The 24,764-nt window shown below is 71.6% G+C and carries 20 protein-coding genes; 6 read left to right on the top strand and 14 right to left on the bottom strand.

What is annotated here, in order from left to right:
• Nucleotides 1-145: 145 nt before the first annotated feature.
• Entirely contained in the window at nucleotides 146-1,123 is a 978-nt protein-coding gene (locus ACFQPS_RS17510; protein WP_377360506.1) for a hypothetical protein, read from the bottom strand.
• A gap of 635 nt (nucleotides 1,124-1,758) precedes the next feature.
• Between ACFQPS_RS17510 and ACFQPS_RS17505 the strand changes: the two genes are divergently transcribed.
• Nucleotides 1,759-2,730, top strand: coding sequence for a UDP-glucuronic acid decarboxylase family protein (locus tag ACFQPS_RS17505; RefSeq protein ID WP_377360505.1), 972 nt, complete (start codon nucleotides 1,759-1,761; stop codon nucleotides 2,728-2,730).
• Between the two features lie 177 nt (nucleotides 2,731-2,907).
• Nucleotides 2,908-5,592 carry an ATP-binding protein gene (locus tag ACFQPS_RS17500; RefSeq protein WP_377360504.1) on the top strand — a complete coding sequence of 895 codons (2,685 nt, stop codon included), beginning with the start codon at nucleotides 2,908-2,910 and terminating at the stop codon, nucleotides 5,590-5,592.
• Nucleotides 5,593-5,649: 57 nt separating this feature from the next.
• On the opposite strand, the gene prpB is transcribed toward ACFQPS_RS17500, so the two are convergent.
• Genes prpB through ACFQPS_RS17480 form a run of 4 tightly spaced genes read right to left on the bottom strand, consistent with a single transcriptional unit; the run spans nucleotide 5,650 to nucleotide 9,746 of the window.
• Complete coding sequence (gene prpB / locus ACFQPS_RS17495; protein WP_417715218.1) at nucleotides 5,650-6,570, bottom strand: methylisocitrate lyase; 921 nt, start codon at nucleotides 6,568-6,570, stop codon at nucleotides 5,650-5,652.
• A gap of 10 nt (nucleotides 6,571-6,580) precedes the next feature.
• Nucleotides 6,581-7,786 (bottom strand): bifunctional 2-methylcitrate synthase/citrate synthase, encoded by a 1,206-nt coding sequence (gene prpC, locus ACFQPS_RS17490; RefSeq protein ID WP_377360503.1) that lies wholly within the window; start codon nucleotides 7,784-7,786, stop codon nucleotides 6,581-6,583.
• Between the two features lie 20 nt (nucleotides 7,787-7,806).
• Nucleotides 7,807-9,321: an MmgE/PrpD family protein gene (locus ACFQPS_RS17485; RefSeq protein WP_377360502.1), complete on the bottom strand. Its 1,515-nt coding sequence runs from the start codon at nucleotides 9,319-9,321 to the stop codon at nucleotides 7,807-7,809.
• A complete protein-coding gene (locus ACFQPS_RS17480) occupies nucleotides 9,318-9,746 on the bottom strand; it encodes an acyl-CoA thioesterase (protein WP_377360501.1) in 429 nt (142 codons plus the stop codon). Before ACFQPS_RS17480 ends, ACFQPS_RS17485 begins: the two co-directional genes overlap by 4 nt.
• A gap of 136 nt (nucleotides 9,747-9,882) precedes the next feature.
• Between ACFQPS_RS17480 and ACFQPS_RS17475 the strand changes: the two genes are divergently transcribed.
• Nucleotides 9,883-11,280, top strand: coding sequence for a short-chain fatty acyl-CoA regulator family protein (locus ACFQPS_RS17475; protein WP_377360500.1), 1,398 nt, complete (start codon nucleotides 9,883-9,885; stop codon nucleotides 11,278-11,280).
• A 79-nt stretch (nucleotides 11,281-11,359) separates the two neighbouring features.
• Complete coding sequence (locus ACFQPS_RS17470) at nucleotides 11,360-11,626, top strand: PepSY domain-containing protein (RefSeq protein ID WP_377360499.1); 267 nt, start codon at nucleotides 11,360-11,362, stop codon at nucleotides 11,624-11,626.
• 41 nt (nucleotides 11,627-11,667) lie between these two features.
• On the opposite strand, the gene ACFQPS_RS17465 is transcribed toward ACFQPS_RS17470, so the two are convergent.
• From ACFQPS_RS17465 to ACFQPS_RS17450, 4 genes are all read right to left on the bottom strand, one after another.
• Nucleotides 11,668-12,795, bottom strand: coding sequence for a PepSY-associated TM helix domain-containing protein (locus ACFQPS_RS17465; RefSeq protein ID WP_377360498.1), 1,128 nt, complete (start codon nucleotides 12,793-12,795; stop codon nucleotides 11,668-11,670).
• A 29-nt stretch (nucleotides 12,796-12,824) separates the two neighbouring features.
• The gene (locus tag ACFQPS_RS17460) at nucleotides 12,825-15,149 is read right to left on the bottom strand and encodes a TonB-dependent receptor (protein ID WP_377360596.1); all 2,325 of its coding nucleotides are present in this window, start codon (nucleotides 15,147-15,149) and stop codon (nucleotides 12,825-12,827) included.
• Between the two features lie 114 nt (nucleotides 15,150-15,263).
• Nucleotides 15,264-16,259 (bottom strand): FecR family protein, encoded by a 996-nt coding sequence (locus tag ACFQPS_RS17455; protein WP_377360497.1) that lies wholly within the window; start codon nucleotides 16,257-16,259, stop codon nucleotides 15,264-15,266.
• Entirely contained in the window at nucleotides 16,256-16,768 is a 513-nt protein-coding gene (locus ACFQPS_RS17450) for a sigma-70 family RNA polymerase sigma factor (RefSeq protein WP_377360496.1), read from the bottom strand. Before ACFQPS_RS17450 ends, ACFQPS_RS17455 begins: the two co-directional genes overlap by 4 nt.
• A gap of 189 nt (nucleotides 16,769-16,957) precedes the next feature.
• On the opposite strand from ACFQPS_RS17450, the gene ACFQPS_RS17445 reads away from it, so the two are divergent.
• The gene (locus ACFQPS_RS17445; protein WP_377360495.1) at nucleotides 16,958-18,616 is read left to right on the top strand and encodes an MBL fold metallo-hydrolase; all 1,659 of its coding nucleotides are present in this window, start codon (nucleotides 16,958-16,960) and stop codon (nucleotides 18,614-18,616) included.
• Nucleotides 18,617-18,638: 22 nt separating this feature from the next.
• Here ACFQPS_RS17445 and ACFQPS_RS17440 read toward each other — a convergent pair whose 3' ends face one another.
• The 3 genes from ACFQPS_RS17440 to ACFQPS_RS17430 form a co-directional block, all read right to left on the bottom strand.
• Nucleotides 18,639-19,115, bottom strand: coding sequence for a DUF6647 family protein (locus tag ACFQPS_RS17440; protein WP_377360494.1), 477 nt, complete (start codon nucleotides 19,113-19,115; stop codon nucleotides 18,639-18,641).
• 194 nt (nucleotides 19,116-19,309) lie between these two features.
• The gene (locus ACFQPS_RS17435) at nucleotides 19,310-20,083 is read right to left on the bottom strand and encodes an RES family NAD+ phosphorylase (protein WP_377360493.1); all 774 of its coding nucleotides are present in this window, start codon (nucleotides 20,081-20,083) and stop codon (nucleotides 19,310-19,312) included.
• A complete protein-coding gene (locus ACFQPS_RS17430; RefSeq protein WP_377360492.1) occupies nucleotides 20,070-20,459 on the bottom strand; it encodes an antitoxin Xre-like helix-turn-helix domain-containing protein in 390 nt (129 codons plus the stop codon). Before ACFQPS_RS17430 ends, ACFQPS_RS17435 begins: the two co-directional genes overlap by 14 nt.
• 177 nt (nucleotides 20,460-20,636) lie before the next feature.
• Between ACFQPS_RS17430 and ACFQPS_RS17425 the strand changes: the two genes are divergently transcribed.
• Complete coding sequence (locus ACFQPS_RS17425) at nucleotides 20,637-21,164, top strand: hypothetical protein (protein WP_377360491.1); 528 nt, start codon at nucleotides 20,637-20,639, stop codon at nucleotides 21,162-21,164.
• A 24-nt stretch (nucleotides 21,165-21,188) separates the two neighbouring features.
• Here ACFQPS_RS17425 and ACFQPS_RS17420 read toward each other — a convergent pair whose 3' ends face one another.
• A complete protein-coding gene (locus tag ACFQPS_RS17420) occupies nucleotides 21,189-23,345 on the bottom strand; it encodes a site-2 protease family protein (protein WP_377360490.1) in 2,157 nt (718 codons plus the stop codon).
• A gap of 1 nt (nucleotide 23,346) precedes the next feature.
• Nucleotides 23,347-24,747, bottom strand: coding sequence for an efflux RND transporter periplasmic adaptor subunit (locus ACFQPS_RS17415; RefSeq protein ID WP_377360489.1), 1,401 nt, complete (start codon nucleotides 24,745-24,747; stop codon nucleotides 23,347-23,349).
• Between the last annotated feature and the right edge of the window lie 17 nt (nucleotides 24,748-24,764).

The following is a 24,764-nucleotide window of genomic DNA, read 5'->3' as shown; positions in this document are numbered from 1 at the left end:
TTACCGGGTCCGACTCGGCTGCGAAGGAAAGGGAGAGCCGGCGCTGTCACCGAAACTACGAATCCCCGCCCCCCTGTGGAAAACCGCCCAGGAAGGAATGTCACTGAAACCCCGAATCCGGTCGGAAAAAGCGGTGCGGCCGGAATCAGGGGGAGACCAGATCGAAGCCCTGCTCCCCGAGAGCCTCGCGCAGGAAGGCGACGACGGAATCCAGCCGATCAGCCGGAAGCGGATCGTGACCGTTCAGAAGCATGGGCAGAACCGCCGGCCGGATACCGAAGACCCCGGCCAGGGCATCACCCAGACCCAGCCGATGGATCTCGGCCATCAGGGGACCGGATCGGGGGCCATCGACGAAAAGACGACCCTCCCGGCGCTGGAGAACCAGATGGACCCGTGGATGGGCCGCTAGCGGATGCGCAGAAGAAGGGGTCGAAAGGGGAAGACGACGGGACGGAGAAGAAAAGGAGGGGAGGGCCGCGGGCGCATCCCCGACCATGCTGAAATCCGGCAGATCCGGAGCCCGGTCATGGAGGCTGAGAGAAAGCCGCCGTACCTCTGCCAGCAAGGAGTCGAGCACAGGGCTGTCGGGATCCGTTTCCGAACAGGGAAGCGTGAGATCCTGTTGCATCCGGTCAAGCTCGGAGAGCCACCGGCCGAGCACATAACGGGTGCCGATCGGAAGGGGCGCGTGTTTCTCCTCCAGCAGACGCAGAAGGGGCGCCACGCTCTCCAGGTGCAGCCGGGCGAGGCGCCGGCGCAACAGGTCGAGCTGAGCCTCTGCATTGCGGCGCTTACGCGCTTCCAGACCGTCGGCATGGGTGGCGGTCACGGCGATGAAGAACTCGACCTCCTCGAAGAGGGGGCTCAGAGCCTTGAAGCGGTGCAGCGCCATGAAAGGCGCTTCCGGCCGGTCCGGATCGATCCGGCCCTGGTCACAGAGGCTCTCCAGCTCGGCCAGCATGGCATGCAGGCGTTTGAGATCGTCCAGGAGACGGCGGTAGATCGCCCTGGGCGAAAAGGACCGCCTTTCCTGCCGCGCCACACGGCCCCCGGTCGCCAGCCGTGTCGACTGGACGTCGAACCGGGGACGCATCCCCCGTGGAAACGAGTCGGCGTTCATGCGCCCATTGGACCGTGACCGTCGCGCAGGTGTCAACGGGCCGTTCTATCGATCCGGAAGTCCCAGCCACGACCCAGCGACAGGGCCGGAGGGGGAACGGAGACACGGCGCACAAGCGCCCTGCCGAGGCGCCGAATCCTCACCAGGGCCGGATGTCCTAGGTCCTGGATTCAGGGTCCAGGAATCCGCCCGGAATCCTTGTCCTGCGGGCATTTCCGGGGCATTGGCGGGGGCCGGCCGGGCGTCCCGCCGTGTCCCCGTTCCAACGTCGGCCGGCTGGCGAACGTCACCGAAACAACGTCCCGGCCTCGTGCCGGACTCCGTCCCCCCAGGCCTGCTGCGGGTTTCAGGGGCGGCCCTTGGCGCCGGTTCGGTGGATCAGGGACATCGGACAGCCAGGCGCATCTGTTCAGCGGGCCGCCACCATGCGGAAGGCGTAGCGGCTCCCCCGGACGGTGCATCCAGCATGGCTCCGATGTGTGAGGCCCGGGTGGCGCTGGTCCGGCCCGCCGCCGGCGGTGTTCATGGCACAGTCATAACCGGCGGCCTCGCGGCCCAGGGCTCCTCCGGCACAGGGCGGATGGTGGCCTTGCCGCGACAAGGCTGGCAGCGGGCAGGGAAGGGCGGTCGGCATCATGAAGCGCATCCTCGTGACCGGAGGGGCCGGTTTCATCGGCTCCCATCTGTGCGAGTATTTGCTCGGGCTGGGGCACGAGGTCCTCTGTGTGGACAACTATTTCACCGGCTCGAAACGGAACATCGAGCACCTGCGGGACTGCCCGCGTTTCGAGGTGCTGCGCCACGACGTGACCATCCCGCTCTATGTGGAGGTGGACGAGATCTATAATCTCGCCTGTCCGGCCTCGCCGGTGCATTACCAGCACGACCCCGTGCAGACGACGAAGACCTCCGTGCATGGCGCCATCAACATGCTGGGCCTCGCCAAACGGTTGAAGGCCCGCATCCTCCAGGCCTCCACTTCCGAGGTCTATGGCGACCCGGAAGAACACCCGCAGCGCGAGTCCTACTGGGGCAACGTGAACCCGATCGGGCCGCGCGCCTGCTATGACGAGGGCAAGCGCTGCGCGGAAACGCTGTTCTTCGACTACCACCGCCAGCACGGGGTGCCGATCAAGGTCATCCGCATCTTCAACACCTACGGCCCGCGCATGCATCCCGACGACGGCCGTGTCGTCTCCAACTTCATCGTGCAGGCGCTCAGGGGCGATCCGCTCACCATCTACGGCGACGGCTCGCAGACCCGGTCCTTCTGCTACGTGGACGATCTGGTCCGCGGCATGGTCCAGTTCATGGAAACCCCGGCCGAAGAACCGGGGCCGGTCAATCTCGGCAATCCAGGGGAATTCACCATCCTGGAACTGGCCGAAACGGTGCTGCGGCTCACCGGGTCGGAGTCGCCCATCGTCTTCCGGCCGTTGCCGCAGGACGATCCCCGCCGCCGCCGGCCCGACATCGGCCGGGCGGATTCGCTGTTCGGCTGGCGGCCGGGCGTGCCGCTGGCGACGGGGCTGGAACGGACCATCGACCATTTCCGCGACGTGCTCGGCCACCGTCCCATGCGGCGCCTCGCCGCTGCTGCGGATTGACAGAACCCTCCACCGATCGTTGAATGCCTGCCCCTTCGCCGCGGTTCGCGGCGGGAGGCGCGACCCCACGATTCCCGTCCGGGGCCGGTGTGACGCACCTGCGGTTTGCAGCGGTCCTCTTTTATGACAGCATGCTAAGGCATGCGCGGGCCGGCTTGGACGTTTGGGGATCTTTTGGTGGACGTGATTGACCAGGTCGGCAGGATCAACCTCGACGCCTGCGCGCGGGAGCCGATCCATATCCTCGGCAACATACAATCGCATGGTGCCCTGCTGGCCGCCGACGGCGCCGGCATGGTCCGGCAATGCAGCTCCAACCTTCAGGAATTCCTGGGTTTTCTCCCTGCCGAGGCACTGAACCGGCCGCTCGCCGGTCTCGTCGGGCGGGGCATCGCCGCCTGGGCGGAGTCCGCAGCGGCGGACTCCGAGGAGAAGCCGCCGCTGAAGGTGCGCCGCCACCGTATCGCCCGGACCGGCCTGACCGTCTGGCTGCGGGCCCACCGGCGCGGCGGCATGACCATCCTGGAGATGGAGCGCGCGGACGCGGTGGCGCCGGCGCCCGCCGCGCCCGACGACCGACCGGCCCTGGCGCGCATCCTGCACGAGCGGAACCTCTACCGAGCCTGCCAGGATGCGGCGGACATGGTGCAGGCCGTCGCCGGCTACGACCGGGTGATGGTCTACATGTTCCATCCCGACATGACCGGGGAGGTGGTGGCCGAGGCGCGGTCACGGTCGATGGCCAGCTATCTCGGTCTGCGCTATCCCGCGTCGGACATCCCGGCGCAGGCCCGGCGCCTCTACCTGGAGGCCCGGCTGCGGCAGGTCGTGGACATCCACAGCCTGCCCGTGCCGATCGAGCCGCTGCTGAATCCGCAGACAGGGCAGCCGCTGGATCTGGGGCTGGCGCATCTGCGCTCCCTCTCCCCGGTCCATATCGAATACCTCGCCAACATGGGCGTGACGGCCAGCCTGACCCTGTCCGTCATCGTGGACGGGGCGCTCTGGGGCCTGATCGCCTGCCACCATACCCAGCCCTTCTGGCTCGACCCTGACCGCCAGCAGCGGATCTGTCGGGTCGCGGACGCCCTGGCCCGGTCGATCCGCACCTCGACCCGGCGCCTCGACGCCCAGGCGACGCGGCAGGCCGCCCGGCAGTTCGCCCGGCTGCAACGGGTCGTCGCCCGCTCCCGCAGCCCGCTGGAGGACATCATCCTGTCCCGGCAGGGGCTGCTGAACGCCATCGACGCCGACGGCGTGGCCCTGGTGGCAGGCCGCAGCGTGCTCTCCACAGGGGCGGTGCCCGAAGCGGACTGGCTGCGCCAGTTCGCCCGCATCCTGGCCGACGGTGCGGGGGGCGCATCCTTCGTCTCCGAATGCCTGGGCCGCGACGTGCCGGCCCTGCCGGCCCCCGGTCCGGCGGCCAGCGGCTGCATCGCCCACCTTGTCGATCCCGACGGGCCGGTGCTGATCGCCGCCTTCGCCGGGGAGGTGGGGGGCACGGTCAACTGGGGCGGCAATCCCGACAAGCCGGTCGAATGGGACCCGGCCAAAGGCCGGCTGAGCCCGCGCAAGAGTTTCGAGCTGTGGAAGCAGCAGCTCCGCGGCCACACGCGGCCCTGGCGCCGCTCCGACATCCGGCTGATCGCGGATGTCGGCCACCTGCTCGCCGCTGACCAGGCCGGCAACCCGGACGCGATGGCCCGCGAGATCGAGCGGGTGTCTCGTCGCCTGGGCGGGGAGAAGCAGGTCCGCCGGGAGATCCTGGACGTGCTGCTCGACGGCATCGTCCTGGTGGCCAGCATCCGCGACGATGACGAGATGAAGGTCCACGCCGTCAACCGGCTGTTCCGCGACGTGTTCGGCATCTCCGGGGACAAGCGCCTGCCGCACCGGCTGGAGACGTTCCTGGAAACCTTCGGCCTGCCACCGGAGCTGGCCGATCCCGGCTTCACCGATTTCCCCATGACGCGGGAGGTCTGGTCCTCCCGACGCGGCCGACGCTGGTTCTCCTTCGACCGCCGGACCGTCTTCAACGCGCAGGGCGAGAGCGGCGGGGCGAAGCTGGCGCTGATCTGCCTCTACGATGTCACGGCCTACAAGCAGGCCGAGGAAGCCCTGATGGCGGCCCGGCAGCAGGCCATCAGCGCCATGGAACAGCAGCGCAAGTTCATCGCCGCCGCCAGCCACGAGCTGCGGACCCCGCTGAACGCCATCATCGGCTTCAGCGAGATGATCCAGATGCAGACCTTCGGGCCGGTGGGCGACAACCGCTACCAGGAATACGCGGCCGACATCCTGAACGCCGGCCGCCACCTGCTGGACCTGATCAACGACATCCTGACGCTGGGCCGGATGCAGCCGGGCGCCGCGGCAGCGGCCGATGCCCCCGTCTGCCTGAACGACGAGATCCGCCAGGCCCTGCGCATGATCGAAGACCAGGCCCGCGCGCGCACCATCTCCGTCGTCTGGGAGGAACCGCCCTACCGCATCCTGCTGGACATGGAGGCGCGGGCGGTCCGTCAGATCCTGCTGAATCTGCTTTCCAACGCCGTGAAATTCACCCCGCCCGGCGGTCAGGTCAGCGTCGTGCTGGGCGGCCACGACGGGGAAGACCTCTGGCTGGAGATCAGCGACACCGGCATCGGCATCGCCGAGGCCGACATGGAGCACGTCTTCGAGCCCTTCTTCCGCGCCGGGAACGTCTATACCCGCAGCACGGAGGGCACGGGCCTGGGCCTCTCCATCGTCCGCGCCCTGATGGAGGCGCATGGCGGGCGCGTCTCCTTACGCAGCCGCTACGGCCAGGGCACGACCCTGCGGATCACGCTGCCGTCCTGGCGGCTGCAATGGCACGGCTGACCGGGCTGGGGCGCTGACGGGAAAGGGGCCGGCACGCCTCCGGCCCCCGGCCCGTCTTCAGGGCAGCACCGTCCGCCCGATGGAGGCGTCCAGCGCCTCGTAGTCGTGATAGGCGATGGTGGCGTAAAGCTCCGCCCGGGTCTGCATATCGGGCAGCATCGCCTCCGTCGAGCCGGTGCGCGCCAGCGTGGCATAGAGCCGTTCCTGCGCCTTGTTGGCGACGCGCAGGCTGCTGACCGGCCAGATCACCATGCGGTAGCCCATCGCCTCGAACTCGCCGGCGGTGAAGACCGGGGTGCGCCCGAACTCCGTCATGTTGGCGAGCAGCGGCACGCCGGGCATCCGGCGGGCGAACTCGCGGAACATCTCGGCGCTGGTCAGCGCCTCGGGGAAGATCGCGTCCGCCCCGGCCTCCAGATAGAGCTTCGCGCGGGTGACCGCGCCCTCCAGCCCCTCCGACGCGGCGGCGTCGGTGCGGGCGATCAGGTAGAGATGCCGCCGCGCCTTCGCCGCGGCCGCCACCTTGGCCGCCATCTCCGCCGGCGGGACCAGCCGCTTGTCGTTCAGGTGGCCGCACTTCTTCGGCAGCACCTGGTCCTCCAGATGCACCGCCGCCGCCCCCGCCTCCTCGAAGACGCGGACCATGCGCATGACGTTCAGCACCTCGCCATAGCCGGTGTCGCCGTCCACCAGCACCGGCAGGCCGCTGGCGCGGGCGACCTGACGGATGAAGAAGGCGACCTCCTCCAGGGTGATGAGGCCCAGGTCCGGCAGCCCCATGGAGGCGGTCATCGCTGCCCCGGACAGGTAGAGCCCGTCGAACCCCGCCGCCATCGCCTGCAACGCCGCCATCCCGTTGTGCGCCCCCGGCAGGCGCAGGATGCCCGGCCGGGCCAGCAGGGCGCGGAAACGGTCGCCCGGCGGGGTCGGCGGCAGGTCGGTGGCGATCAGATAGGGCATCGTGCCGTAGCAGGACATGGCCGCCCCCTCACGCCGCCGGCGCCCGGCCGGCGGCCGGCGATGCCGTGCCCTGGCGGGCGGACAGGGGCACGAAGCACCGGCTCTCCGGTCCGACATAGTGGGCCGACGGACGGATCAGCCGGTTGTCCTGGCGCTGCTCGATGACATGGGCGCCCCAGCCGGAGGTGCGGGCGATGACGAACAGCGGCGTGAACATGGCCGTCGGCACCCCCATCTGGTGATAGGTGACAGCGCTGTACCAGTCCAGGTTGGCGAACAGGCGCTTGCTCGCCGCCATCACGCCCTCGATGCGCTCGGCGATCTCGAACAGGGCCGTCTCACCGCTGCCCTCCGCCAGATCGCGGGCGATCCGCTTGATGACGGCGTTGCGCGGGTCCTCGATGGTGTAGACGGGGTGGCCGAAGCCGATCACCACCTCCTTTGCCGCCACCCGGCGGCGGATGTCCGCCTCCGCCTCGTCGGGGTCGGCATAGCGCTTCTGCACCTCCAGCGCCGCCTCGTTGGCACCGCCGTGCTTCGGCCCCCGCAGGGCGCCGATGGCGCCCGTGACGGCCGAATAGAGGTCGGCGCCGGTGCCCGCGATGGAGCGGGCGGTGAAGGTGGAGGCGGCGAACTCATGCTCGGCATAGAGGATCAGGGAGACCTGCATTGCCCGCACCCACTCCGGCGGCGGCCGCTCGCCGTGCAACAGGTGCAGGAAATGGCCGGCGATGCTGTCGTCGTCGGTATCCACCTCGATGGTGCGGCCGTGATGGGCGAAATGGTGCCAGTAGAGCAGCATCGACCCCAGCGAGGCCATCAGCCGGTCGGCGATGTCACGCGCCCCGGCCGGGTTGTGGTCGGGGCTTTCCGGCAGGACGCAGCCCAGGGCGGAGACGCCGCTGCGCAGCACGTCCATCGGGTGTGCGGCGGCGGGAAGCGTCTCCAGCGTCCGCTTCACCGCCGCCGGCAGGCCGCGCAGACCGCGCAGCTTCGCCTTGTACGCCTTGTACTGGATCAGGGTCGGCAGGCTGCCATGGACCAGCAGGTGCGCGACCTCCTCGAAGTCGCAGCGGGCGGCCAGCTCCAGGATGTCGTAGCCGCGGTAGTGCAGGTCGTTGCCGCTGCGCCCGACGCTGCACAGGGCGGTGTTGCCGGCGACGACGCCGGACAGGGTGACGGACTTCTTCGGCGCCGGGACGGGCGTGGCGCCGGGGGCTGTCGTGGCGGTCATGGTGCCTCCTTCCCCGGGCCTCAGGCCCGCCGGTCGAACAGGCCGCGGTTCGCGCCGCGGGCCAGGGAGTCGGGATCGACGGTGAAACCCAGGCCCGACAGTTCACCCGCGGTCAGGGTCGGCAGCCGGTCCACCAGGGCGAGGAAGCGGTCCTGCTCGGCCCGGGCGACGACACCGTCGGCCAGGGTGCGGAATTTCGCCACGTACTGGTCGCGGGCGAAGGGACGCGCACCCAGCGGGTGGGCGTCGGCCACGGCGATCGAATCCTCGATCACCGATCCGTCGTCCAGCGTGATGACGACATGGCCGCCGAACGCCTTCTCCGCCGGATCATGGCTGTGGTAGCGGCGCGTCCACTCCGGGTCCTCTTCGGTCCGGACCCTGTGCCAGAGGGCGACCGTGTCCGGCCGGCGGGCGCGCTCGGGCGCGTAGGAACGCTCGTGGTGCCAGCCGCCGTCCTGCAAGGCGACGGCGAAGATGTACATGATGGAATGGTCCAGCGTCTCGCGGCTGGCCCCGGGGTCCATCTTCTGCGGGTCGTTGGCGCCCGTGCCGATGACATGATGGGTGTGGTGGCTGGTGCGGATCAGGATGTCGCGGACGCGGGCGAAGTCCCCGATCCGCGGCCGCAGCCGCCGGGCCAGGTCGATCAGGGCCTGGCTCTGGTACTCGGCCGAATGCTCCTTGGTGTAGCTGTCCAGGATGGCGCGCCGGGGCTCCCCCGCTTCCGGCAGGGGCACGGTGTAGACGGCGCCGGGACCGCTCAGCATGCGGGCGATGAAGCCGTCCTCGCCCTCGTAGATGGGCGACGGTGCGCCTTCGCCGCGCATGGCGCGGTCCACCGCCTCCACCGCCATCTTGCCGGCGAAGGCCGGGGCGTAGGCCTTCCAGCTCGAAATCTCGCCCTTGCGCGACTGCCGCGTCGTGGTCGTGACATGCAGCGCCTGCTGCACCGCCTGGAAGATCGTCTCCACCGGCAGGCCCAGGGCGGCGCCGATGCCGGCGGCGGCCGACGGGCCGAGATGGGCGATGTGGTCGATCTTGTGCTCGTGCAGGCAGATGCCCTTCACCAGGTTGATCTGGATCTCGTAGGCGGCCGCAAGGCCGCGCACCAGGTCGGCGCCGGTCAGGCCGCAATGCTGCGCTACGGCCAGCACGGGCGGGATGTTGTCGGCGGGGTGCGAATAGTCCGCGGCCAGGAAGGTGTCGTGGTAGTCCAGTTCGCGCACCGCGACCCCGTTGGCCCAGGCCGCCCATTCCGGCGCGTAGCGGCGGTAGGGCGAGAGCCCGAACAGGGTGGCGCCGGGCGAGAAGGGGTGCGCGATGGCCTGGTCGCGGGCGCTGGCGACCGGCCGCCGGTTCAGCGAGGCTGCGGCGACGGCGGCATTGTCGATGATCCGGTTGGCGATCATCGCGGCCACGTCGGCATCGACGGGCACCGGGTCGGCGGCCACCACGGCCAGCTTCCAGGCGAGCTGCTCCTCCCGCGGCAGGGCGTCGGCGGACCTGTGGGAACGGACGGCGTGGGACTTCACGGTTGCACTCTCCTGGCATCGAAGGGGCGCGGCCGGCCGTGCGCATCCACGGCGACCATCTCGAACCGACCGCTCAGCACGTCGTGGCGGGGGCCACCGGCCGGCGCTTCGGAGACACCGTCGACCTGCACCGTGAGGGAGCTGCGGCCGGTGCGCACGACGCGCGCCGTCAGTTCCAGCAGGTGCCCGACGGGAACGGGGCGGTGGAAACGGACCGCATCGGTCGCCGCCATCACGACATTGCAGCCGGCGCGACGGCTGGCGGCCATGTAGGCGGCCCGGCCCATCAGGCTCAGGGCGTGGCCGCCGAACAGGGTGCCGTAATGGTTGGAGGCGTCGGGGAAGACCGTCTCCAGCAGGACGGTCGCCCGTCCCGGTCCGGCGTCCGTCTCCGGCGTCTGTCGTTCCGCCGCGGCGCTGGACATCGTCCCCTCCAATCTGCTTGTCATCGGTGTCTGTCTTTTCAATATTCGCAGGCCGTGCCTTCCTGGAATGGCTGAATTTGTGAAGATCGGCGCAGGATCTTCGGTGGATTTGCGAATTTTGCGAATGGAGGGGCGGGTGCGGAAGCAGTTCGTCGGTGTGCGGTTGCGGCGGCTGCGGGAGGAGCGCGGGCTGACCCAGGCGGCGCTGGCCCGGGCGCTGGAGCTGTCGCCTTCCTACCTGAACCAGCTCGAACAGAATCTGCGGCCCCTGACGGTGCCGGTGCTGCTGCGGATCAACGCCGTCTTCGGCGTGGACGTGCAGATGTTCTCCGAGGATGAGGAGGCGCGCCTCGTCGCCGACCTGCGCGAGGCGCTGTCCGAGGCCGGGCTGGCGGACGGGGTGGCGCTGGCGGAGCTGCGCGAGCTGGCCGCGGGCATGCCGGCGGTGGGGCGCGCGCTGCTGGCGCTGCACCGCCGCGGCCGCGAGGCGGCGGGTCGGCTGGAGCAGCTCTCCGGCCATCTCGGCGAGGGCTGGCAGGGTGCCGCCAAGCCGCTGATGCCGTTCGAGGAGGTGCGCGACTTCTTCTATGCCCGCCACAACCATATCGCGGAGCTGGACGAGGCGGGGGAGGCGCTCCAGCGGGAGGCGGGACTGGTGGCCGGCGACATGGCCGCCGGGCTGGCACGGCATCTGGCACGCCGGCACGATGTCCGCGTGCTGGCGGACGGGGAGGCCGCGGTGCCCCGCCGCTACGACGCGGCCAGCCGCACGCTGCGCCTGTCCGCCGATCTCACGCCGGGGCAACGGGCCTTCCAGATGGCGACGCAGCTTGCCTTCCTGGACCGGGGGGCGATGCTGGACGGGCTGATCGCCCAGGCCGACTTCTCCGGCGAGGAGGCGCGGCGGCTCGCCCGCATCGGGCTCGCCAGCTACTTCGCCGGGGCGGTGCTGCTGCCCTACCGACCCTTTCTGGCGGCGGCGGAAGCCGTGCGCTACGACATCGAACGGCTGGAACGGCAGTTCGGTGTGGGGTTCGAGACGGTGTGCCACCGCCTCTCCACGCTGCAACGGCCCGGTGAGCGCGGGGTGCCCTTCTTCTTCGTGCGGGTGGACCGGGCCGGCAACATCTCCAAGCGGCAGTCGGCCACCGACTTCCACTTCTCCCGTGTCGGCGGCTCCTGCCCCCTGTGGAACGTGTACGAGGCCTTCGCCCAGCCGGGCCGCATCCTGATCCAGCGCGCGGCGATGCCCGACGGGCGGCAGTATCTCTGGCTGGCGCGCACGGTCGGCCGGGGGGCCGGCGGCTTCGGCGCCCCGGCCCGGCAGTTCGCCGTCGGCCTGGGCTGCGACCTGCGCCACGCCGCCCGGCTGATCTACGCCAAGGGGCTGGACCTCGCCGATCCCGAGGCGGCGACGCCGATCGGCGCCGGCTGCAAGGTCTGCGAGCGGGCCGACTGCGCCCAGCGCGCCTTCCCCATGATCGGCCGGCCGTTGCAGGTGGACGAGGCGGTCCGCCGCTTCGCGCCCTACTGACCGACCCGGCCGGACGGTGCCCGGAACCCCGCGGGCCCCGGCGCCGTTGCCCCGGAACCGCATCCGACCGGAGGACCGCATGCCTGTCCGTCATTCCGTTTCCGCCGCCGTGCTCGCCCTCCTGCTGGCGGCGCCCTTACCGGCCACCGCCGCGCCGCGCGAGGCGGCCGACTGGGCCGCGGTGGTGGAGACGCTGCGCGCCGAGGGCTATTCCGCTTGGGAGGAGATCGAGCGCGACGGCGACGGCTGGGAGGTGGACGATGCCGTCCATGCCGACGGCCACAGGTATGACCTCAAGCTCAGCGCCGACGGCCGCCGGATCGTCTCCCGCGACCGCGACGACTGACCGTACCGCCTGACCGTACCGCCGGACCCGCCCGCGGAAACTCAGCGCCGCCGCCACCACAGCCACAGGCCGGTGACGCACAGCGCCACCGTGGCCAGCCCGGCCACCAGCACGACGATGCGGCCGGGCAGGCCGAACGCCTTGCCCGAATGCAGCGGGTACTGCCAGGCGAAGAAGGCGTCGCCCGGTCCTTCGCCACGGTCGTGCCGCTGGCCCAGAATGGCGCCGTCCTGCATCGACACGTAGATCCAGAGCCGGCCATAGCCGTCCATGTCGCGGTTGTCGAAGGCGCGCACGCCATAGACCCCCTTGCGGGAAAGCACCACGACGCTGTCGATCCGGGCACCGGACCGGGTTCCGGCGACGGCCAGGGCGGCGTCGATCCCCACAGGGGGCCTCATGGCGTGCGCTTCCGCCGGGCGGTCCGGGAAGCTCAGATGCAGCCGCTCCGAGACCGGCGCGACCAGCCGGGCCGCCCAGCGCACCTCCTCATGCCAGGTCAGGGCCAGACTGGATACCGCCAGCACCAGCGTCACCGGGAAGAGCCAGACCCCCTTGGCCCGGTGCAGGTCGAACAGCCGGCGCAGGCTCCCGCGCGGACCGCCGACCCGGAAGGAGGCCCGCCACTTCGCCGCGACCGGGAAGGCCAGCACCAGGGCGGCGGCATGGTCGGCGATCCAGAGCAGCGCCACCAGCCCCAGGAACCAGGTCATGGCCGGACCGAGCATCAGGTCCAGATGCAGGTCGTAGAGCATGGTCATCAGATGGCGGCGGTCGAATGCCACCGTCTCGAAGAAGCGCCACCCCAGCACCGTCCCGTCGCGCGGATCGGTGAAGACCTGCACCGACCGCGCCGCGGCCCCGTCCTGCGCGACGGTGCCGGTCATCATCACCGCGTCGTCCGGGGCGTCGGGCAGGTCGATGAAGCGCGGGGCGAACCCCGGCAGGGCCTCGCCCGCCCGCTCCACGGCGCGGTCCAGCGGCGCCGCCACCTCGGACGCCGGCACCGTCCACAGGTCCGGATTCAGCCAGCGGTCCAGTTCGCCGTAGAAGACGATGGCGGACCCGGTCAGCGACATCAGGATCAGCCACAGCGCGCCGGCCAGCCCGAACCAGCGGTGGCCGGCGCGCAGCAGGGACCGCCAGCGCCGCCCGGCCGGCGGCGGCACCCGGATTTCCGTCGGGGGCGCCGGCACCGTCAGAACCGCACCGCCGCGGTCAGCCGGATGTCGCGGCCCGGCTCGTAGATCCCGGCGATCCCCTCCCAGCCCGGGATGGCCGTGTAGTCGGCGACGCTGGAGTGGGCGCGGTAGCGCTTGTCGAACAGGTTGTAGACGGCGCCGAGCAGGGTCAGCCGGTCGTCGCCGAAGGGCTGCCAGCGGGCGAAGAGATCGACCACCGTGTAGCCCGGCTTGTCCACGCGCTGGGTCTCCCCGATCCAGCCGATCGCCACCGACCGTTGCAGCACCTCGATGCCATCCAGGCTCTCGAACCGGGTCAACGCGGCTTCCAGCTCAAGGCCGGGGACGGGGGTGTAACCGGCGGTGATGTTCCAGTTGTCCCCGACGGAGTTGCCCAGGGCGATGTGCTCGTAGCCCTCCACCTCGTCGCCGTTCAGCTTGGAGACATAGTGGTTGAAGTAGGCGTCCAGGGTGAAGGGGCCGTGGCTGTAACCGGCCCGGATCTCCACGCCGTCCGACTTGAACCGGCCGACATTCTCGTAATAGACGGCGTCCTGCGGCCGCGGTCCGCTGCCGAGCTGGTCCAGGATCACGTTGTCGATCCGCATGTGGTAGTAGACGGCCGATCCGCGCCAGCCGTCCTGGGCGTAGCTGAGGCCGGCCTCGTAGTTGTCCACCCGCTCCGGCTTCAGCGTCGGCGACAGGCTGATGCGGCCGGGTCGCTTCTCCAGCGTGAAGGCGTCCCCGATCTCCTTGCCGCGGAAGGCCTCCGCGAACCCGGCATTGATGCTGAAACCCGCCGGCAGGTCGTAGGTGAAGCCGGCGTTGACGCTGATCCCGTCGCTGTCGGTGCCGTTGCCGTAGGTGACCTGCGCCATGTCGTAGGCGTCGTAGCGCAGGCCGAAGCTCAGCAGCAACGGGTCGATGATCCGCCAGTGGTCCTGGGCATACAGGCCGAACACGTCGCCCGTCTCGACGAAGCGTCCGACCGCCGGGTTCCAGGACCACTGTCCCCAGACGGCCGGATCGCCCCGGTAGCCGCCCGCCACCCGGTCGTCCCGGTACTCCATCCCGGCGACCAGGGAGTGGTCGCCCGGTGTCGCGCGTCCGCGCAGATCGAAGCCCTGGCTGCGGATCGTCGCGCCGTACAGTCCCCAGCGGTCGTAACGGTTCTGGGTGAACTCGGATTCGGTCCAGTAGCCCGTCGTCTCGATCCGCAGCGGACCGAGGTCGGCCTGGTAGTTCGCCACCGCCGTCCGCCGCTGCGCCTCCGCCGGGAACAGCGGTGCGCCCTCCAGCACCGGCCAGTTCGGACGTTGCCCGAAGGATGCCTCCTCGTCGCGCTGCTCATAGCTGATCGAAAGCCGGTGCCCGTCGGCGATGTCGCCGCCGAGCTTCAGGAAGGCCAGCCGCTGCTCCGCCGCGGTGCCGCGCAGCCGGTCGCCGCCGCCGTCCTTCATGTCGTTGCGGTCCACACGCACGACCGAGCCGACGAACCCGATATCGCCGATCAGGCGGCCATAGAGGGTGCCGCTCAGCTTGTGCCCGTCATTCGTGAAGTAGCTCGCCTTCGCCAGCGCGCCCAGGCGCTGGCCGGGGGCCAGCAGGTCGTCGGCGTCCCGGGTCCTGAAGCGGATGGCGCCGCCGACCGCGCCGAAGCCGGAGGTCGCCTCGCCGGCACCGGCCCGGACCTCGACGCTCTCCAGCAGTTCCGGCTCGATGGAGACCCGGCCGATGTGGTGGAACAGGGTGCCGCGCTGGGGCGCGCCGTCCACCGTCACGTTCAGCAGGGAATCCTCCAGGCCGCGGACATAGATCTTCTGCGCGATGCCCAGCGATCCGCCCACCGAAACGGACGGCACGCGGCGGAACAGGTCGGCCAGATCGGTGGCCTGCCGCCGCTCGATCTCCGCCGGACCGATCGCCACGTCCGTCAGGGTGCCGACGACGACGATCTCCTCGATGGGGGTCGGCGGCGGCGGGACCGGCGTTGATGCCGCAGCGGGGCGGGGGGCCGGCGGCGGGGCCGGGGGAGCGGCCGCGGGAACCGGCCGGATGCGGAAGCCGCCGCTGCCGTCCGGTTCGGCCTGGAGGCCGCTGCCGGTCAGCATCCGCTCCAGCGCCGCGGCAGGCGCGTAGGTCCCGGACAGTCCGTCCGTGCGCCGGTCGCGGACCAGGGCCGGATCGACGGTGACGATCACACCGGCCTGCTGGCCCAGCCTGGCGATGGCGGCGCCCAGCGGGCCGCCGGGTATCTCGATCCGTGCCGTTGCCGCCGCCGGTCCCTGCGCCCAGGCCGGGCCGGCCGTCCCCGCTGCCAGCACCAGCGCCATGGCGGCCATCTTGCCCACCGTCCTGCTCCGAACTCCTGCCATCGTCCCACCTGTGAGGTCTGCTTTCACCAGGGGGACGGACGAGGGTCGGAAAACGGGTCACGGAAAAATGCGCCGCTGCCGTCAGCGCTCCGGCGGCAGGACGACCGGCCCGTCGGCGTCCGGCCGGAGCAGCCGCAGCCCGAGCATGCCGGCCAGGGCGTCCAGGGCGCGGCCGCTGTCGTCCAGGGGAAGACTGCCCGTCACCCGCAGCCCTTGCAGGGTCCGGGCCTCGAAGCGGACCGGCACCGCCCGGTAGCGGTTCAGCTCCTCCAGCACCGCCGTCAGCGGCTGGTCGTCGATCACGAACCAGCCCCGGGTCCAGGCGGTGGCGCCGTCGGGGTCCACCGGGGCCAGCCGGGTCGCGCTGCCGCCCGCGAGCTGCGCCTGTTCACCGGGGCCAAGGTCCAGGCATGCCGACCCCGTCACCGCCGGACAGGCCCGCACGCGCGACGCGATGACGGTCACCAGCGTCCGCGCGCCGTCCCGCCTCACGCTGAACGCGGTGCCCAGGGCGGTCACCGTGCCGTCGGCGGTGGCGACGGCGAAGGGACGTTCCGGGTCGTGCGCCACTTCGGCCAGGATGCGTCCGCCGAACAGCTCGATCCGCCGCATCCCGGCCGACAGGCGGATGTCCAGCGCCGTGTCCGTGTCGATCGTCAGACCGGACCCGTCCGCCAGCCGGATGGCCCGCCGCTCCCCCCGCTCCGTCCGTTCATCCGGGAACAGGGCGCGCACCTGCGGCAGCCCGGTCGCAAGCCAGCCGAGGCCGAACAGCAGACAGATCCCCAGCAGGGCCCCGCGGCGGGCCGCGCGGACCCCCGGTCCGGAGGCGCTCCGTCCGGGCCGGCCCGCCGCGACGCGCAGGACCTGCCGGTCAAGCTCGCTCAACTGCTCGAAGCGCCTGTCCAGCCGGCGCATCCGCTCGAACGCCAGACGGTGCAAGGGGTCCAGCCGGCACCACGCCTCGCAGGCGTCGCGCTCCTCCTGGGTCGCTCGCTCGTCGTCCAGCGCGGCTGCCCACTGCGCGGCCTGCGTCACCATGGCCGGGGTCGGCCGCGCTGCCGGGGTCGTGCTCATCGGTCCGGATAGGCCAGGGCGTAGCAGTGTGCATAGGCGGCGGCGATGTGCCGTTTGACCGTGCGCTCGGACACGCCCAGCGCCGCCGCGATCTCAGCGTGGCCCAGCCCCTCCAGCCGGCGCAGCAGGAAGGCCTGGCGCGTCAGGTCCGGCAGCTCCCGCAGGAGCTGGAGAATGCCGGCCAGAAGCTGGGTCGCCTCCGCGATCCGCTCGGGTGTCAGAAGGTCCGCGTCGCCGGCCTGTGCCGCACAGACGTCCAGGTAGGCGCGCTCGACCTCGCGCCGGCGGATGTCGTCCACCAGCAGGCGGCGGGCGACGGTGGCCAGGAAGGGGCGCGGCTCCAGCGGCAACCCGGCCCGGCCGCGTTCCAGCAGCCGGCAGAAGGTGTCGTGGGCCAGATCGGACGCCCGCTCCGGACAGCGGGTGCGCCGACGCAGCCAGTCGCATAGCCAGCCGCCGTGCGCCGCGTACAGTTCCCCGATCTCGATGTCCATGACCGCGTCGCGCAACGGTCCCCCCTTCCCGGCCCCGCTGGACTCCCGGCCCTCGCCTAGCGCAAATGCGAGGCATTATCAAGATGGCTCTGTACCGGAAGATCGGCCGACCCGACCCGTCCTGCACCCGATGCAAACCTGACTCCCCCGTAGCGCCAATTTGACCGCTTGGCGCCGCCGGCCCGCCGGGACCAGCATGGCACCATGAGAGAACGAGCGGAGAAGGCCGGGCCGGCTTCGGCCCCGGTCCCCTCGGCGAAGCCCCGGCGGGTGCCGGGCGAGCCGAGCATCACCTTCCACGGGGCGGCCGGTGGCGTCACCGGCTCCTGCTTCCTGGTCGAGCACGGCGGCGGAAGCTTCCTCGTCGACTGCGGCATGTTCCAGGGGTCGAAGACGGTGCGGGAGCTGAACTGGCGGCCCTTTCCGTTCGACCCCGCCCGCATCGGCACGATGCTGCTGACGCACGCACACATCGACCATTCCGGCCTGATCCCGAAGCTGGTCAAGGCGGGGTTCACCGGCCGCGTCCACTGCACCCGGGCGACCGCCGACCTGCTGGCCTACATGCTGCCGGACAGCGGCTTCATCCAGGAGCAGGACGTGCGGCGGCTGAACCTGCGGAACCGCCTGCGTGGCCGCGGCGAGGTGGAGCCGATCTACACGCGGGAGGATGCCGAGGCCAGCCTGGACCGGCTGCACGGCGTCGATTACGGCAAGTGGATCGAGGTGCAGCCCGGCGCCCGCGCCCGCTTCTGGGATGCCGGACACCTGCTCGGTTCCGCCTCCATCGAGGTGGAACTGACGGAGGCGGGCCGCACCACCCGCATCCTCTTCTCCGGCGACCTGGGACCGGACAAGAAACCCTTCCACGACGGTCCGGACGGACCGGAGAAGATGGACTGGCTGGTGGTCGAGTCCACCTACGGCGGCCGTCAGCGCCCCGACGTGGACGAGGCGACCCGTCAGGCCATGCTGGCGGAGGAGGTGCGGTCGGCGCTCGCCCTGGGCGGCAATCTGGTGATCCCCGCCTTCGCCGTGGAACGCACCCAGGAACTGCTCTACGACCTGGACCGGCTGTTCGACAGCGGCGCCCTGCCGGTGACGGAGGTCTATCTCGACAGCCCGCTGGCGGTCCGCATCACCGGGGTCTTCGAGAAGTACCTGCCGCATGTCAACCAGCCGGGGACACCGCCGCCGTTCCGGCGCGGCAACCTGCATCTGGTGGAATCGACGGAGGGCAGCAAACGGCTGAACCGTCTGGCCGGCGGCGCCATCATCATGGCGGCCAGCGGCATGTGCGATGCCGGGCGCATCCGCCACCACCTGAAGCAGAATCTCTGGCGCCGCACCTCGACCGTGCTGTTCGTCGGCTATCAGGCGCCCGGCACCCTGGGCCGCGTCCTCCAGGAAGGGGCGAAGACCGTCCGCATCCATGGCGAAGAGGTGCAGGTCCATGCCCGCATCCGGACGCTGGACGTCTATTCCGGCCATGCCGACCAGACGGCGCTGCTCAACTGGACGCGGGAGCGGATGCCCGTCTCCCGTGGTGTCATCCTCACCCATGGCGAGGAATCTCAGCGGCTCGCCCTGCGCGACAGGCTGGCCGGGACCGGCATCGACGGGGCGCGCATCCTGACCCCGGCCCTGGACGAGCGCATCGTGCTCACCGGCAGCGGTGAACCGCCGGTCGAGATGGTCGCCGAACGCCTGCCCGGCGGTCACCTGCCGGAGCGCGACTGGCACAATACCTACGCCGAGACGATTCTCGCCCTGTCCCAGCGGTTGCAGACAGCTCCGGACGATCCCACCCGTGCGGACCTGCTGCACCGGGTGCGGGCGGCGCTGGGGCTGGAGACGGCGTAGCGCGGGCCCCGCGCCAGCCGTATCAGCAGAGGTCGGCCGCCCGGGCGATCCAGGCCGGATCGTGCTCGGGCGGCAGTCCCTGTTCCGCCAGCCACAGATTCTGAAGCCGGTACGCCTCCTCCTCCCGCCGTCCGCGACACTCCCCGCCCCGCCCGGCGAGCTGCTGGGCATGGTGGACCAGCTCGTGGACCAGATAGCTCAGCTCCACCGGGTCGGCGGGGGACCAGGTGTCGGAATCCAGGATCACCACGCCGGGAACGTAGGCGGCGCGGAGGCGCTCATCCGTGCCGGCGAGCTGTGCCGTCCGGTCCAGCCGCCGCAGCGCCTGCCGGCTGGCGATGATGACGGGCGGCACCAGGCCCGGCTGCCCCGTGTGCCGGCCGACCCAGTCCAGCAGCGGCGCCACGATCGCGGGCGGCACCCGATGCGCCTCCCCGGCGCCGTCTTCCGCCAGGGTCGGCGCGGCGCTCGCCAGCAACAGCGCCAGGGCGGCCGCCATCCAGGCTCTCCGGACCATCGCATCCCCGTTCTCCGCGCGGCCCCGCTCCGGGGACCGCGTATCGGGAACGCGCGCGCTCCCGGCGTGGCGCGCGGGGCGATGGCCTTACCCGGACCGGGAGATCACCCCCGCCCCGGGGAGGCACGGGACCGACGGGCCGCGGCCCGGACGGGGCAGCCCGGCCGTGCGCGGGATCAGGGAACAGCCCGTTCGAGCAGGGGGGCGAGGGGGGCCAGCCGGGGATCGCGCAGGAACCAGGCGTAGGCGAAGACCTCGCCGCCACCCCCACCGTCGCGGTAGAGGGCGGCCTCCGCGGGAAGCAGCGACAGATGCCATGTCTCCTGTGCACCGATGCCCGAGGCGAAACACGGCGTCAGCAACGCCAGCGCCGCCCCGCCGTCGGGGTCACGGACCGAACGGTAGCGGATGGCATCGAGCCCCGCCTCCCGGGCCGCCTCGCCCAGCGACTGCGTGTGCGTCAGCTCCGTGAGGTCGGTCCAGCGGTCCGCGTCCGCGGCGAGGGGCGGCAGCGTCAGGTCGATCGCCTGCGGGGCGGCGACATCCACGGTGAACAGCGTGTAGGTGACCTTCGTGGCCGGCAGGCGGGGTTCCTCCGGCCCGGCCAGGAAGAGCAGGCGGTAGAAGGTCGTCTCGGCCAGGGCCGTGCGCCGCGCCTCCGCCGCATAGAACAGGCCATGGCCGTGCGGGCGCGAGAAGCGGGAGCCCCAGCGGTCGAAGGGCTTGTAACGGAACGGCGTCTTCAGCAGGTAATGCAGCCCCTCGGTTCCCGGCCGGTAGCGCGGCTTTGCCCCGTCCAGCAACGCCTCCAGGCGGTCCTGCTCGGCCAGGCTGTCCACCAGCCCCATGGTCGCTATGCGGCTCTGCAACTCGACGGAGCGCCAGACGCGGCCGGCATAGGCACGGGCCAGGGCCGCCAGCCTGGATGCGCGTCCCTCAGACGCGGGCACGGAAGGCGTCCAGATGGTCCACCGTGGCGATCAGGCCGCGCACGCTCCGGATGGCGTCGGCCGGCACCTCGCCCAGCCAGCGGTTCGGCTGGCGCAGCCACCAGGCCGCATAGCCCGGTTCCTCCCCGGCCAGGGCGTCCAGGGAGCGGTAGAGCCGGATCAGGTGCAGCGCGATCTCATAGGCTTTGGCCTGACCGCCGGGGTCCAGTTCCTGGCGGCCGGCGGCCATGCGCGACACCGATGCCGTTCCGATCCCCAGCACCTTCGCCAGTTCCGCCCGGGTCAGGCCCAGCCGGTCCGCGGCCCGCAGGACCGCCCTGGTCACCAGGGCGCCGTCGGAGACCTGAGCCTCACCGGAAACGTGCCTGTCGGACATGCTCACCTCCCACCTTGAGACTAGGGGCGTTCCTTGTGGAACACAAGGGGACCAAGGTTCCATAAGGAACGGACGGGGGCGACAGTTTCGCGTCAGGGGTATTGCGAATGCTCCGAATCCGCTAATCATGCGCATGGCATGCCCCCTCGGGGGCGACGGACCGGGGACCCTTCGCGGATGGCCGATCAGGCGACAGTGACCTTCCAGTACGACCCGCGTGAGGACCGCCTGTTCCTGCTGCTCGGCCCGGCGGAACCGCCGCGGGTCGTGTCCATGACCCGGCGGATGACGCACCGGCTGGCCGCCACCCTGGCGGGGGCGCTGGAGCGGGTGAACCGGCCGGCGCAGCGCGCCCCGGCGGATCTGCGCGACGAGGTCGTGCGCATGACCCACCAGGGGGCGGTGGCCCAGGCGGTGCGGAGCGAAAGCCCGTGGACGGTCGATGCCGCCGCCCGCACCGGAGCGGCGTCCGCACTGGTCACCCGGGTGGACGTGCATGTGCGCGGCGGCGGCTTCACCCTGGAGCTGTTCTCGGAAGAGGGCGGACTGGCCAGCATCTCCAGCAGCGCCGCGGAGATGCACCAGATCCTCCAGGTCCTGCTGTCCTTCGCCGAACAGGCGGACTGGAACCTGGGCGTCGCCGTCCCCTGGCTGACGGAGCGGCGCCCCGGCGCCCCCGGCCAGCCCGCCGGCCTGCCACAGTAGGGCTGCAAGAGGGCTGCCGGCGGCTCAGGACCAGCCGCTCTCCCGCACGATGACGGCCAGGGCGTGGCGCAGCAGGCGCAGGGCGATGCTCTCCCGCTCGCCGGCGATGGCGACCTGGCCGGCGACGATGCGGTCGGTCCGCACCTCCGGCTCCACCGGGCGCAGCAGCACGCGGTAGACCGACCGCTGCGGCAGCAGCCGGCCGTCGCGGTCGGCATGAACGGGGATCGGGCCGCCGTTGACCGACGCCAGTTCCGGCCGCTCCAGCGCCGGGACGGAGGCGGTGTCCACGCTTTCCAGCCGCAGCTCCACGGGCGGGGCCCAGGGGTCGCGCGGCTGGAAGGAGGCGGTGGCGCCGATGGACAGGCGCGGCAGGTCCTCCTCCCGGACATAGGCTTCGACCAGGACAGGGCCGGCGCCGACCACCAGTCCCACCGGCTCGCCCGACGGCAGCCAGGTTCCCGGTTTCAGCGCGGTCGGCACCTCGGTCAGGGTTCCGGCGATGGGGGCCCGGATCTCCAGCCGGTCCCGCCGGGCCAGGTCGGCGGCGCGTTGCGCCTCCACCCCGCCCATCTCCTCGGCGGCGATGCGGCCGTCGCGGGCCAGCTCCTGGTCCACCGCCTGGGCCGCCCGCCGCGCCTCCAGTTCGCGCAGCTTCTCCCCGTCCTGCGCCAGACGGAACGCGATCTCCGGCGAGTCCAGCCGGTACAGCAGCTCGCCCGTGGCCACCGTCCGGCCGTTCTGCGCGTTCACCTCGGCCACGCGGCCGGGCTCGGTGGTGAAGACGACCGCCTGTTCTCCTGCCCGCAGCACGGCCGGGGCGCCGACGCGGCCGCCCCAGGGCACGATCAGCAGCAGCAGGGCGCCGGCCAGCACAAGGCCGGTCCGCACCGTGGGGGCGTTCAGCCTGACCTTGCCGCGCAGCTTCGCCCATTCGCCGATCTCCCGCAGGATGGGACGGGCGACGAACCACCAGACCTCGACCACCATCAGGAACAGCCCCAGGGCCTTGAAGAAGACGTGGTAGACCAGGACCGCGATGCCCAGGAACAGGAAGAAGCGGTAGGTCCAGGTGCCCAGCGCGTAGCCGACCAGCAGGCGCCGGGTCGCGGGCGGCAGGGGCTCCGGCGGCGGATTGCCGAACCCGAACAGGCGCTCGCGCAGCCACCAGCGGCCCAGCGCGAAGGAACGGTCCTGGAGGTTCGGCACCTCGATCAGGTCCGACAGCAGATAGTAGCCGTCGAAGCGCATGAAGGGGTTCAGGTTGATCAGCAGGGTGGTGATCCAGGTGGTCGCCGCCAGCACATGCATGCCGGCGCGCAGGGGGCCGTCCGGCAGCAGTGCCCAGGCGATGCTGGCGAGGGTGGCCAGGGTCAGCTCGACGACGATGCCGCCGCCGGCCACGGCCAGCCGCTGCCAGCGCGAGGACAGCTTCCAGGCTTCGGTCGTGTCGGTCCACAGCACCGGCCACATCACCAGGAAGGCCACCCCCATGCCGGGGACGCGGCAGCCGAACCGCTTGGCCGCCAGTCCGTGGCCGAACTCGTGCAGCAGATGGCTGACGCCGATGGCAGCCGCGACCAGCAGGGCCCCGCCCGGCGTCGCCATGTCGGCCAGCCCGGCGACGAACAGGTCCCACTGGCGCAGCACCAGCAGCAGGCCCAGAAGGGCCGCCCCCGCGACCAGCAGCGGCAGCCGCGGCGTGAAGGCCCAGCCCACCGCCGGCAGCAGCCGGTCCAGCAGGCGGTCGGGGTTCAGCAGCTTCAGGCGCAGGAACAGATAGTTCTTCAGCAGCCAGCGGGCCGGGTCGAGCACGCCCGAGCGCCGCCGTTGCAGCAGCGCCCCGGTCGCCTCCGCCCCCGTCCGCAGCACCAGATCGTTCATCTCGGCGAAGCGGGCCACCGCCTTCACCGCGTCCGCCCCGGCGCGCAGGGTCGTCTCCCGGGCGATGGCGGCGGCCACGGCCTCTGCCGTGCCCAGGTCCCAGCGGCTCAGCGCCTCGAACTCCAGCCAGCCGATCCGGTAGAAACGGTGCGCGGCCGGATCGTGCAGCGTCCAGGTCGGGGCGCCGTGCCGGCTCGGCGGTCCCGGCAGCAGCACCAGGTCCTGCCGCAGGGCCGGCAGCGGCGTGGGCGCTGCGGCAGGCGCCAGACCGGCCGGAAGGATCAGGGCGCCGGCCATCTCAGATCGCCAGCCATTGCCGCACCGTCGCCAGCGGCCGGCGCAGCAGCGCCAGGATCAGCGGCGCCCGCGGGCCGAACACCTTGGCCGTGCCGCGCTGGCCGATGCGCAGATCCCCGTCCGCCTCCAGATCCGCCTTCAGACGGTAGGACAGGACACCGTCCGGCCCGGGGCTGGCGGCATAGCCGACGAAGTTCACGGTGCCCCGGTCCGGCGCCGCCGGCGCGACGTTCGGGAAGAACTGCACCGCCGCCCCCGGTTGCAGGGTGACGGCATCGCCGGCGGACAGGCGGATTTCCAGCTCCACCCGGCCCGGATCGGCCACCAGCATGACCCGCTCGCCCTGGCTGACCGGACGGCCCAGCCAGTCGTTGGGATCGTCGAACACGGCCACGCCGGCTTCCGGTGCGCGGATCGCCACGCGGCCCAGCATGTCGCGCAGGAAGCCGACCTCCAGCTCCTGCTGCGCCAGCCGCGCTTCGAGCACGGCCAGCCGGGCCTTCGCCTCGGGATCGAAGACGGCAAGCTGGGCGGCCTGGGTGTATTCCGCCAGCGCCACGTCGCGCGCCTTCACCGCCACGTTCAGCTTCGTCGTCAGCTCGGTCGGGTCCAGCGTCAGCAGCAGGTCGCCCGCGGCCACCGGCTGGTTCGGCTGGACATGGATGCGCTCGACCACGCCGGTCAGGGGGGAGCGCACCAGGGTCGGCGCCCGCGGCACCACCTCGGCCGGGGCCAGGGCGGACTGGCGCACCGGCAGCAGCAGGACCAGTGCCGCGGCCACCGCGGCCACCACGGCGCCGCGCCGCAGCCGGCGGCGGCCGCGCAGCCAGGCGGTGGCGTCCAGCTTCGCCTCCTTCGCCACCCAGGCATGGGCGTAGGCGTCGGCCAGATAGTCCAGCAGGTGCAGGTCGGCCTCGCTCCACGGCTCGGCGCGGGCGAACAGCAGCCCGCCCAGGCGCAGGCCGTCCGGCGTCTGTGCGGCGGGGCCGGGCAGCGGTGCCCAGACCGCCTCCGCCGGCAGCCACTCGGCCCAGGCGGCGACCAGATCGGGCGGCAGGTCGCCGGCCCGGACCACGCGGGGACGGTCGCCTCCCTCCGCCGACGGCTTCGCCAGCAGATGGCGGCAGACCTTCGCGGCCCAGGCCAGATAGGGGCCGGTCGCGTCGAACACGGCAAGGCCCGAGACGGCGGCCATGCGCCCGCCGCCGCTGCCGTCGCCCTGCCAGAGCAGCGCCTGCTGGTAGGGCAGCAGGCCGTTGGTCTCGTTCACCATGACGAAGGGCAGCTCTTCCCGCGCGCAGCGGCGGGCGCGGCGTTCGAGCTGGAGCATCGCCCCCATGCGCAGGAGCTGCCGGTTCAGGCTGTCGCCGACGCCCGCCGGGCGGGCCGGGGCCGCTTCCATGATCGTGTATCCTGCCG

It is taken from the genome of Rhodocista pekingensis (assembly GCF_042665545.1).
Classification (GTDB): domain Bacteria; phylum Pseudomonadota; class Alphaproteobacteria; order Azospirillales; family Azospirillaceae; genus Rhodocista; species Rhodocista pekingensis.
Note: the sequence above shows the minus strand (reverse complement) of the source record. Positions and strands in the feature narration are given on the sequence as shown.